Annotated in this window: 11 protein-coding genes; 2 read left to right on the top strand and 9 right to left on the bottom strand. The window is 66.3% G+C overall.

What is annotated here, in order from left to right:
- Positions 1 to 116: 116 nt before the first annotated feature.
- Genes AWC08_RS13050 through AWC08_RS13035 form a run of 4 tightly spaced genes read right to left on the bottom strand, consistent with a single transcriptional unit; the run spans position 117 to position 3,714 of the window.
- Positions 117 to 1,076 (bottom strand): alpha/beta hydrolase, encoded by a 960-nt coding sequence (locus AWC08_RS13050; protein ID WP_069433143.1) that lies wholly within the window; start codon positions 1,074 to 1,076, stop codon positions 117 to 119.
- A 42-nt stretch (positions 1,077 to 1,118) separates the two neighbouring features.
- A complete protein-coding gene (locus AWC08_RS13045) occupies positions 1,119 to 2,285 on the bottom strand; it encodes an amidohydrolase family protein (protein ID WP_065134509.1) in 1,167 nt (388 codons plus the stop codon).
- Complete coding sequence (locus AWC08_RS13040; protein WP_069433144.1) at positions 2,282 to 3,331, bottom strand: amidohydrolase family protein; 1,050 nt, start codon at positions 3,329 to 3,331, stop codon at positions 2,282 to 2,284. Before AWC08_RS13040 ends, AWC08_RS13045 begins: the two co-directional genes overlap by 4 nt.
- Positions 3,328 to 3,714, bottom strand: coding sequence for a Rieske (2Fe-2S) protein (locus AWC08_RS13035; protein ID WP_069433145.1), 387 nt, complete (start codon positions 3,712 to 3,714; stop codon positions 3,328 to 3,330). The genes AWC08_RS13040 and AWC08_RS13035 overlap by 4 nt, the downstream gene beginning before the upstream one ends.
- A gap of 93 nt (positions 3,715 to 3,807) precedes the next feature.
- On the opposite strand from AWC08_RS13035, the gene AWC08_RS13030 reads away from it, so the two are divergent.
- Both AWC08_RS13030 and AWC08_RS13025 read left to right on the top strand, forming a co-directional pair.
- The gene (locus AWC08_RS13030) at positions 3,808 to 5,043 is read left to right on the top strand and encodes a cytochrome P450 (RefSeq protein WP_069433146.1); all 1,236 of its coding nucleotides are present in this window, start codon (positions 3,808 to 3,810) and stop codon (positions 5,041 to 5,043) included.
- Entirely contained in the window at positions 5,040 to 6,197 is a 1,158-nt protein-coding gene (locus AWC08_RS13025; protein WP_065134514.1) for a Zn-dependent alcohol dehydrogenase, read from the top strand. The genes AWC08_RS13030 and AWC08_RS13025 overlap by 4 nt, the downstream gene beginning before the upstream one ends.
- A 73-nt stretch (positions 6,198 to 6,270) precedes the next feature.
- On the opposite strand, the gene AWC08_RS13020 is transcribed toward AWC08_RS13025, so the two are convergent.
- From AWC08_RS13020 to AWC08_RS13000, 5 genes are all read right to left on the bottom strand, one after another.
- Complete coding sequence (locus AWC08_RS13020) at positions 6,271 to 7,053, bottom strand: SDR family NAD(P)-dependent oxidoreductase (RefSeq protein WP_069433147.1); 783 nt, start codon at positions 7,051 to 7,053, stop codon at positions 6,271 to 6,273.
- Positions 7,050 to 7,490, bottom strand: a complete 441-nt coding sequence (locus AWC08_RS13015) for a VOC family protein (RefSeq protein WP_159459989.1) — start codon at positions 7,488 to 7,490, stop codon at positions 7,050 to 7,052. Before AWC08_RS13015 ends, AWC08_RS13020 begins: the two co-directional genes overlap by 4 nt.
- 64 nt (positions 7,491 to 7,554) lie before the next feature.
- Positions 7,555 to 8,388 (bottom strand): SDR family NAD(P)-dependent oxidoreductase, encoded by an 834-nt coding sequence (locus tag AWC08_RS13010; RefSeq protein ID WP_069433148.1) that lies wholly within the window; start codon positions 8,386 to 8,388, stop codon positions 7,555 to 7,557.
- Between the two features lie 12 nt (positions 8,389 to 8,400).
- Positions 8,401 to 9,621 carry a cytochrome P450 gene (locus AWC08_RS13005; protein ID WP_069433149.1) on the bottom strand — a complete coding sequence of 407 codons (1,221 nt, stop codon included), beginning with the start codon at positions 9,619 to 9,621 and terminating at the stop codon, positions 8,401 to 8,403.
- A gap of 11 nt (positions 9,622 to 9,632) precedes the next feature.
- Positions 9,633 to 10,652, bottom strand: a complete 1,020-nt coding sequence (locus tag AWC08_RS13000; RefSeq protein ID WP_069433150.1) for an LLM class F420-dependent oxidoreductase — start codon at positions 10,650 to 10,652, stop codon at positions 9,633 to 9,635.
- Positions 10,653 to 10,681: the final 29 nt, after the last annotated feature.

The raw sequence follows: 10,681 nt of genomic DNA, 5'->3' as shown, positions 1-10,681 counted from the left end.
CGCCGGCGGATGCGGGTAACCACTTGGCATTGCAACTCCTAAGATCCATGTTGTTGCAATGACCGTATGAATTTGCCCGCCGAATTCCGCCCTGCGATCACGCTCGGCGCGCGGGGTCAGACCGCGAAGGCGCGTCGCAGCGTCTGAGCATGCAATGCCCGGTTCTCCTGCGAGACAACCCAATCCGGTACCACAGAGTCGAAGCCGTTGAAGGTGGCGGCGATGACGTGCAGGCTGGCCGGGACGTAGGCGTGCAGCAACCGGTTCGCGTAGTCGATGGCCTCGTCGCGGCAGGGGTCGACGTCGGAGCAGCTGACGAACGCGGGCGGCAGTCCCTCCAGGTTCGCGCGGTGCGCGGGGACAAGTTGACCGGTGGCCGTGGCATGGCCGAGGTAGTGGCTCCACGCCCGGCTGACGGCCGGACCGTTGAGCCCGGGGGTGCGCTGAAATTCCCGCCGCGACGGGGTCGCGTCAGAGTCGAGCATCGGCTGATGCAGGATTTGCACGGCGATCCGCGGCCCCTCGGCGTCGAACACGCGTTGGGCCACCCCGGCGACCAGCGCGGCGCCGGCATCCCGGCCCATCACGGCCAGGCGAGCGGCGTCGATGCCCAGTTCGGCCGCGTGCTCGATCGCCCACCAGAGTGCCGCATCGACATCGTCGAGCGCGGCCGGGCAGGGGTTCTCCGGCGCAAGGCGGTAGTCGACAGAGACGAGCAGGCAATCGGCGTCGCGGGCCAACTCCACACAGTGCGCGTGGTCGGTGTCCAGGTTGCCGGTGACGAATGCGCCGCCGTGGGCATAGATCAGCAGCGGCGCGCCGGTAGCGGTTGCACCCCGGTAGAGCCGTAGCTGTAATTCGCCGCCGTCCGGGCCCGGGATCGATCGCGACTCCACGCTGACTCCGGTGGTGTCGACGGCGGCCGCACGCTCGGCGGCGGTGCGATCGGCACGTTCCCGCTCGGCCGGCAGGCTGTCGGCGCTGAACTCGACCATGTCCAGGGTCGCGGCGGCGTCCCTGAGCTCGGGATCAATCCGGCCCAGGCCCTGCGGCCGCGTGAGATTCGTTTGTGTCATGCCCTCTGATCTTCCGGCTCGACCTGTGACGGACTTGTACGGCTAATCGAGAACCGTACCGCCGTCGACACCCTCGCCGGGCAGGGCCTTGACGGTAGCGGGCAGGCCATACAGCGCGGTCGCGTTGCCGCGCATGATCCGCTCCCGCTGCTCGCGCGGGAACCGGTTGATCGCATACAGCGGGGAGTCGTAGCTCCAGTGGGGGTAGTCCGTCGAGAACATCAGGTTGTCGCCGAGGTCCATCATCTCCAGATACTCGCGGAACTGCACCGTGTCGGCGTCTTCGAGCGGTTGGGTGGTGAACCGCACGTGTTCGCGCACATACTCCGACGGACGCCGGCGTACGTGCGGCAGGTCACCGCGGCGAGCCTCCCAGATCCGGTCCATGCGGGTCATCACCGGCATGGCCCAGGTGAAGCCGCCCTCGATGAACACCATCCGCAGCTCGGGATGACGGTCGAACGCGCCGTCGAACACCAGGCTCATCAGATGCGAGACATACAGCAGCGGCCAGGACGCGAAGAAGTCGTGCCAGTGCGCGGGGTTGCCCACCGGGTAGAGCGGAATGAGCTCGAACGGCGTCTGCCCCATCAGATGGGTGGCCACCGGTAGGCCGTTGCGCGCCGCCGCCGCGTACAGCGGGTCGAAATGCGGGCTGCCGAACGGGATTCCGCGAGTCTGAGGGGTCATCAGCACCTGATGCAGGTACGGGTGGCCCGCCCACCGTTCGACCTCACGCGCCGCCTGCTCGGGCGTCTGTGCGCTGACGCTGATCGACCCGCGCCAGCGGCCGTGCCAGTTGTGCCGATCCAGCCAGACATCGGCCAGCCAGTCGTTGTAGGTCGACTTCAGCACATGCTCGGCCTGCGGCAGCTGCGCGTCACACATCGGCTCCAGCGACGCGATGCTCACACCGGCGTCGACCAGCAACTGCTTGGCGGCATAGTCGGGGTCGCTGCCGGCGAATCCGCCGCCAGGCGGGGCCGCGTCCAGCCGCATCGACATCGTCTTGTAGGAGTCCGGGGTGTCATAGAAATGCGGCACCGGCGTCACCGCATTGCCGGTCGGCCAGATCTTGTCCACCCAGTCGGTCGGGGCGTAGGACTTCAGCACATCGGCGGAGACCGGCAGTGGGTGCACGTCGGTGTCGACGACGGTGACCGCGACGTCCCGCGCGGTGTGCGCCTCGGACCGTTCCACGATCGTCATAATCCGCTTCCCTCACTCACCCTCAACCCGTACAGCTCACTTGCATTGCGCCACAACACTTTTTCCCGTTGTTCGGGATCCAGCCCGTCGACCACGTCGTCGGGGCCGGACGTCGACCAGTGCGGGTAGCTCGACCCGTACATCACCAGGTCGTCCTTCCCGGAGAAGTCCATCCATCGCCTCGCGTGCGTGGTTTGGGCCGGGCCGTCGAACGCCGACGAGCAGAACCGGACGTGGCCCGGCAGGTATTCGCTGGGATAGCGGTCCACCCACGGCGTCTGGTCGCGCATCGACAGCCAGAACGTGTCCAGCCGCCACATCAACGGGGTGAGGATGTCGTAACCGCCGTCGGCGAACACGAACTTGAGCCCCGGGTGCCGGCCGAAGGCACCCTCGACGATCAACGTGGCCAGGTGCACGAAGTAGTTGAGCGGCATGAAGGACGCGTAGCCCGGGTAGGTGTGGGCGTGCCCGGCGAACGTCGGCGGGTGGTCGACGCCGTTGCCGCCGTTGATGTGCACCGCTACCGGCAGCCCGTGCGCGGCGGCGGCCTCCCAGATGGGTTCGAACATCGGCTTGCCGTACGGCTCGCGAGACTGCAGCGGCACGCCGACCTGTACCAGCTTGGGATGCCCTGCCAAGCGTTCGATCTCGGCGACCGCGCCCCGGGGATCTTCCGGGTTGACCCGGATGGTCCCGCGGAATCGGTCGCTCACGTCCGGCTCGAGCCACCGGTCCAGCAGCCAGTCGTTGACTGCGGCGCAGATGCGGCTGTTCAGCAGGTAGTCGGCGATATTGCCCCGCGTCAGCGGGTTGAGGATGGCGTAGCTCGCCGGACCCTCGTCGAACAGGTGGCGGCTGAGGGTGTCGGGGTCCGATCCCGGGTAACCATCGCCGTACAGATCGGCGCGGTAGTCGCCGCCGGGCGCCTGATACCACTGCTGTTCGACGTCGGGGATGGACCGCAGCTTATGGGCTGCGGGGAGATACCGCCGGATCTCGGCGTTGTACCGGAAATGCGGTTGTACGTTGGTGTCGATGATCATGCGTTGAGATACACCTGTCCGTCGGTCACGTCGACCTGGTAGGTCCGCACGCGCCGGCTCGGATCGGCCACATTGCGTCCGGTGGTGATGTCGAATTCCCAATTGTGCCAAGGGCATCGGATGATCTGGCCGTCGCGAACCCGGCGCACGCCGTCGGGTTCGTCCGGCGCGGGTTCGTTGGTGCCGCCGACCAGGCCCAGGCACAGGGGCGCGCCCTCGTGCGAGCAGTAGTTCACGATCGCATGCAGCGCGCCGCTCACGTTGTACACGCCCACCCCGAATTTTCCGACGTCGACCAGTTTCATCGCACCCGGCGGTAGCTCGTCGATGGAACACACGAATCGGCGTTGCGGCACTCCGGCACCACCGCCCTTCCGCCCCACGCATTGTCTAGGTTGCTATTTATATTATGATAGCGACATTCACTGTCCGGCCCGCGTGCACGGGCAAACTCGGTTGCTCAGGGAGGAGCGCTGATGACGCTCAGCACCGATCAAGAGGGCGCCCCCGTCGCGCTCGACTTCACCGGCGAGAACAGCCCGTACCCCTTCTTCGAATACATGCGCCGCACCGACCCGGTGTGGCACGGCGGACTGATGGACACCGAACAGGTGCCGGAGGAGTTGCGGCCCAGCGATGAGTGGGTGTTGTTCGGCTACGACGACGTGTTCCGCGGCTTCCGCGACGACGCGACGTTCACCTCGGCCAAATACGACGACACCATCGGATTGGTGATGGGACACACCATCCTGGCGATGGGCGGCAAGGAGCACCATGACCATCGCAGCCTGGTGGCCAAGGCGTTCCGGGCCACTGCTTTAGAGCGCTGGGAGCCGTCGGTCATCGGGCCGGTGTGTGACCAGCTGATCGACGAGATCAAGCAGGATGGTCACGCCGACCTGGTGAAGGCGTTGACCTTCGAGTTCCCGACCCGGATCATCTCCGAATTGCTCGGGCTGCCAAGGGAAGACCTCGACATGTTCCGTCGCCTTTCGATGGATCTCATCTCGATCTCCACCGACATCATGGCCGGGTTGACCGCGGCCGCTGAGTTGCACGGGTACTTCCTCAACCAGGTCGAGCAGCGCCGCCGCAAGCTCACCGACGACATCATCGGCGACCTGGTGGCGGCCGAGATCGACGGCGAGAAGCTGACCGACGAGGCCATCATCGCGTTTCTGCGCCTGCTCCTGCCGGCCGGGCTGGAGACCACCTACCGCTCGTCGGGAAACCTGCTGTATGCGCTGCTGACCAATCCCGAGCAGTTGGACATGGTCCGCCAGGACCGGTCGCTGATACCGGTGGCGATGGAAGAAGGTTTGCGTTACGAGACCCCGCTGACCATGGTCATGCGCACCACCACCCGCGAGATCGAATTGGGCGGCAAGACGATTCCGGCGGGCGCGCAGATCGACATGTGCATGGGCTCGGCGAACCGCGACGAAACCCGTTGGACCAACCCCAATATCTTCGACATCCGCCGCCCGCGCCAGGCCCACATCGCTTTCGCCGGCGGCATACACATGTGCCTGGGCATGCACCTGGCCCGACTGGAAACCCGGGTGATGCTCAACAGCCTGTTCGACAGGGTCGACGATCTGAGATTCGTCCCCGACGACGGCACCGGCGTCGAATCCAAGATCGTCGGACTCGTGTTCCGCTCCCCCAACAAGCTTCCCGTCACCTTTAGCCCCCTGAACAGTCGAGCATGAAAAGCCGCGCGGCGATCCTGCACGGTATCGGCGGCCCCTGGTCGGTCGAAGACTTCGAACTCGACGCACCGCGGGCCGGCGAGGCCCTGGTCGAAATGGCCGCGGCGGGACTGTGCCACTCCGACGACCACATCCTCAAGGGCGACATGTCGGCGCCCAACGAGGTGATGAAGGCCATGGGATTGCCGACCATGTTCCCGATGATCGGCGGTCATGAGGGTTCGGGCATCGTGCGCGAAGTCGGCCCTGGCGTCACCGAATTCGAGGTGGGCGACCACGTGGTGATGTCGTTCGTCGCCGTGTGCGGCCAGTGCCGCTGGTGCGCCACCGGCATGGAGTACCTCTGCGACACCGGGATGGGCACCATGGTCCCGGGAATGCCGACCGACGGCACCTTCCGTCATCACACCGCCGACGGTAAGCCGTTGGGCCACTTGGCGAAAGTCGGTGCATTCGCCAAACACACTGTGGTATCGGTGAATTCGCTGATCAAGATTGAGCGCGAGCTGCCGCTGGTGCCCAGCGCCCTGCTATCCTGCGCGATTCCGACCGGTTACGGCTCGGCCGCCAACCGGGCGGGGGTACGCGGCGGTGACACCGTCGTCGTCATCGGGGCCGGCGGCATCGGCACCGGAGCGATCCAGGGCGCCCGCATCAACGGCGCGGCGCAGATCATCGCCGTCGACCCGGTCGAGTTCAAACAGAAGTCGGCCCTGCAGTTCGGCGCCACCCACAGCGTCGCGTCGGTGGCCGAGGCCACCGACCTGGTCCGCGGTCTGACCTACGGGGTGATGGCCGACTCGGTGGTGGTCTCGCCGTCGCTGATCACCGCCGACGACGTGCGCGACGCCGTGGCACTGACCCGCAAGGGCGGCACCTGTGTGCTCACCGGCATGACCTCGCAGCTGACGCATTCGGTCAACATCAACCTGCAAGACTTCATCCTGATGAACAAGACGTTGGCAGGCACCATCTTCGGTTCCTGCAACGGCAAGGCCGACATCACCCGGCTGGCCCGGCTCTACCAGACCGGGCAGCTGCAACTCGACGAGATGATCACCCGGCGCTATCGCCTCGACGACATCAATCAGGCCTACGCCGACCTCTTGAACGGTGAAATTGTGCGGGGCGTCATCGATTACGGGCTTTCGTAGTTCCCTTTGCCGCCGAGTGGGAATCTCACGACGCGACGCGCCGGTGGGGCGTCGTGGCGTTCACCCTCGCGGACTAGGCGTCGGTCGCCTGCTGCTTCGCCTTGTGCAGTTCCTGCAGCTTCTTGAGCCGCATCAGCTTCTCGACCTGTCCGTAGGCGTCGATCGGGCTGTGCAGCGAGAGTCCGCCGTCGGCGTGCAGCACTTGTCCTGTCACCCAGGACATTTCGAGAACGCCGACGATCGCCTGCGCCACGTCACCGGGCTCCCCCAACCGGCGCAGCGCGGTCCGCTTCGACATGCCCTCGACCCAGGCGGGCCACTTCTCGGCATCGGGCAGCATCGGGGTTCGGGTGACGCCGGGCCCGACGGCGTTGACCCGGATGCCGTGCACACCCCACTCGACGGCCGCGACCTTCACCAGCATGTCCAGGCCGGCCTTGGATACGCAGTAGGCACCCATGTCCCGGTCCGCGACCGTCCCGCTGATGCTGGACACCACGACGATCGAGCCTTCCAGTTCGGCATCCACCATGGCCTGCGCGGCCGCCCGGATCGTGTGGAAGGTGCCGGTCAGATTGACGGCCAGCACCCGTTGCCATTCGGCGGGGTCGATGGCCAGCAGCAGACCGGACGAACCTATACCGGCCGACGCCACCACCCGGGTGGGCACCCCGTGCTCGCGCACGGTTTGCTCCATCGCCGCCGTCACGGCATCGAGATCGCTGATATCGCAATCGATGTCGCCGCCGGCGACATCCCACACCACGACGTCATGGCCGGCGTCGCGCAGCATCACGGCGGTTTCCCGACCGATCCCGGACCCGCCGCCGGTCACCAGGGCCACCGAGGCGCTCACGCCGCGGGTCCGATCAACTCGACCAGCACACCGTCCGGCGCGGTGATCACCGCCATCGGTACGGTCTTGCCCGCCGGGGCGGGCATGGTGATCTGCCGGACGCCGTCGGTGAAGCCCAGGTCCGCCAGCGTGGACAGGGTCGAGGCCACCTCGCGCTGCAGGGACAGGAGGAAGAAGCCGTGCCGCGGCCCGGACGGCTCGCGGGGGGCCTCGTCGGCGCCGGGCAACTCCACCAACTCGACGATGCCGCCGTCGGGCGCCTGCGGGTCTCCCAGGAAGATCGATCTCAACTGATCGGTCTTGGCACCGAACAATTCCGGCCAGTCACCGGTGAAGGTGTGATCGAACAATTCGGTCAACCCCAGCCCGTCCCTCCAGAAGCGCAGCGAGCGCCCGACATCGGCGGTACAGATGGCGGCGTGATGAACACCCAGCACGAAATCCCCTTCCGGTAGCGCATCCAAGTATTACCGCCTCCGGCACGATCGCCGGACGGCGACCCTAACCCCGGGCCAGTGTGGCCAGGGTGCGATCCCAGAGTTGGCCGGCCAGCACCGGGTCGTAGGCCGCGCGGTTGGCCTTGCAGACCTTGTGCTTGGAGTAGTACTCACCTGACTGCCAGTCGACACCCGGGGTGCTTGACGCAAGCCACACCAGTTGTGCGGCGCCCTGGTCCGGGGTGGCGGTGAAGCGAGCCGTCACCGGGACCCGGTTCTTCATGAACAGCAGGAACCGCGATCCTGAGGCGTCACCGAAGTTGGAATTGACATACCCCGGGTGGAACGTCGCCGCCGACACCCCGCTGTCGTGGTAGCGGCGGTGTAATTCCTTGGTGAACAACACTATTGCCAATTTGGTGAGGGCATACGCCACGCTCGGACGCCGCGTCGCGGTGCGCTCCAGATCGCCGATAGTGACCCGGGGCAGCATCCGTTGCGAGGAGCTGGTGGTGTTGACGACGGTCGCGCGGGAGTCGACGAGCAGGTCCAGCAGCTGCGTGGTGAGCAGGAAGGGCGCCAGGTAGTTGACCTGGTAGGTCTTCTCGAGACCATCGGCGGTCATCGTGAGCTCCCGGCACATGCCGCCGGCGTTGTTGGCCAGCACGTCGATGCGGGAGTACTCGCAGCGGATCTTGTCCGCCAATGCCCGCACCTGGGACAGCTCCGCGAAGTCGGCCACGTAGCAATCCGCACCGAGTTCCTCGGCCACTCTGGTGGTCTTGCTCTGCGAGCGGCCCACCACGACGACGTGTGCGCCGCTGCGCGTGAGCTGCCGCGCGGCCGCGGCGCCGATACCGTCACTGGCGCCCGTGATCACAATCGTCCTGCGCGTCATATCGATCGCATCCTAGGACAGCGTGTACCGGACCGGCAGGTGCTTGAGACCTCCCACGAACGTCGCGGCCACGAGTTGCGGATCGCCGGCCAGCTCGATGGACTGCAGCCGGGGCAGCAACTCGGTGAAGAAGCTGGCCACCTCCATTCGGGCCAGCGCCGCTCCCATGCAGAAGTGCACGCCATATCCGAACGCCACATGTTTGTTGGGCTCGCGCCCGACGTCGAAGTGGAACGGCTCGTCGAACACGTCCTCGTCGCGGTTGGCCGACACGTAAGACAGCAGCACCGATTCGCCGGCCGCTATGGGCACCCCGCGCACCGCGGTGTCGTGGGCAGCGGTCCGCATGAAATGCCGGACGGGCGTGACCCAGCGGATCATTTCCTCGGTGGCCCGCGGCATCAGGTCGAGGTTCTCCCGCAGCCGGTGCAGCTGGTCGGGGTTTTCCAGAAGCGCATGCAGCCCACCGGAAATGGTGGCGCTGGTAGTGTCGTGACCGGCGGTGGCGACGATCAGGTAGTAGGACACCGTCTCGATATCCGACAGCGGTTCGCCGTCGATGCGCGCGTTGGCGATGGCGGACGCCAGATCTTCGGTGGGGTGTTCGCGGCGCGCGGCGGTGACACCGTTGAAGTAGGTAAACATGTCCAGCAGCGCCGGCAATTGGTCCTCGGCCGTGGCGCCGCGCTTGTATTCGCTGTCGTCGCTGCCGAACAGTTCCTGTGTCAGCTTGAGCATGCGCCGGAAGTCAGTCTCCGGTATCCCGAGCAGCGACATGATCACGTACAGCGGGAAATTGACCGCAACCTCCTGGACGAAGTCGCACTGCGGGCCGGCCGCCTGCATCTTGTCGACGTACATCCTGGCCAACTCGTCGACGCGAATCTTGAGCGCGCGCATGGCTTTCGGGCGAAACCAGTCCGAACCGATGGCACGCACCACCCGGTGTTGCGGGTCGTCGAGATGGATGAGGGTGCGCACGCCGGAGGCCGTCTGCAACTCGTCACCCTCGATGGTCGCCAGTACCGGCCGCGGCCAGTTGGTGAACAGCTCGTTGTTGCGCTCGATGTCCATGACGTCGGCGTACCTGGTGATCGCCCAGAAGGGGCGGTAGCCCGGTGCGTCGACGCGGCACACCGGCGCCTTGGCCCGCAGATGGGTGAGAGCCGCATGCAGCCGACGCTCGTCGGTGTAGGCCTGAGGATCCGCCAACAACTTCGCGGCCTCATTCATGGTGGGGGCGCTCACCGGCGAAACTCCTTCAGCGCCAGGCGGATACAGTCATTGGAGGCTGCGTAGAAGATCGGCAGCACCCGGTCCGCCACGCCCTCGCACCTGGCGCGCAGGGCGGAGCCGACCTCGTTGGCCTGGCTCACCACCGCGAACGTCGCGAGCATCTCGTCGTCGATCAGCGATCCCATGGTGTTCCACTCACCCTCCTTGGAAAGGCGGTGCAGCTCCTCATGCAGGTCACCCCACCCGTGCAGCTCGAGCACCTTGCGGTAGGCGGGGGTGGAGCCGTAGAACGCGATCTGTTTTCGGGTAGCCGCCATGGCGGTTCTCAGCTCGTCCTCGTTGGTGCCGGTGGCGACCATCACCTCGGCCGACACCTCGAAGTCGCTGCGGTCGCGACCGGAACGCTCGAGTCCGCGCCGCAGGATCGGGAGCGTCACGTCGGTGAGGTAGCGCTTGGACACCATCGGGTGACCGAGATGCCCGTCGGCGACCTCGCCGCACATTTCGGTCATCGCCTCGCCGACCGCGGCGAGAAAGACCTTCGGCAGCGGGTACGGGTTGGGCTCCGGGGTGAACATCGGGGTCATGATCTTGTGGGTGTAGAAGTCGCCCTCGAACCGGAGTTTGGTGCCGTCCTTCCAGGCCGACCAGATCGCCTGCATCGCGGCCACGAACTCGCGCATCCGCCGTGCCGGATGGCTCCACGGCATGCTGAACCGCTTCTCGATGTGAGCCTGAATCTGGGTGCCCAGCCCGAGGACGAACCGCCCCTGCGAGTAGGCCTGCAGGTCCCAGCCCAGGTTCGCGACGGTCATCGGGTTGCGGGCAAAGGCCACGGCGATGTTGGTGCCCAACTCGATCCGTGAGGTGTGCTCGGCGGCCAGCAGCAGCGGCAGAAACGGGTCGTGGCTCGTCTCGGCGGTCCACCCGCCGTCGTAGCCCTGCGCTTCCAGGGCACCGGCCGCCTCGACCACCTGATCCAGCCGGTTGGGTATGCCACCGTCGATCTTGAGGCCCCCACACACCATAGGGGGAAAGCTACAGTAAGCAATTCGGT

Source organism: Mycobacterium gordonae (assembly GCF_002101675.1).
GTDB lineage: Bacteria > Actinomycetota > Actinomycetes > Mycobacteriales > Mycobacteriaceae > Mycobacterium > Mycobacterium gordonae.
This window is presented reverse-complemented; position numbering and strand designations above follow the sequence as displayed.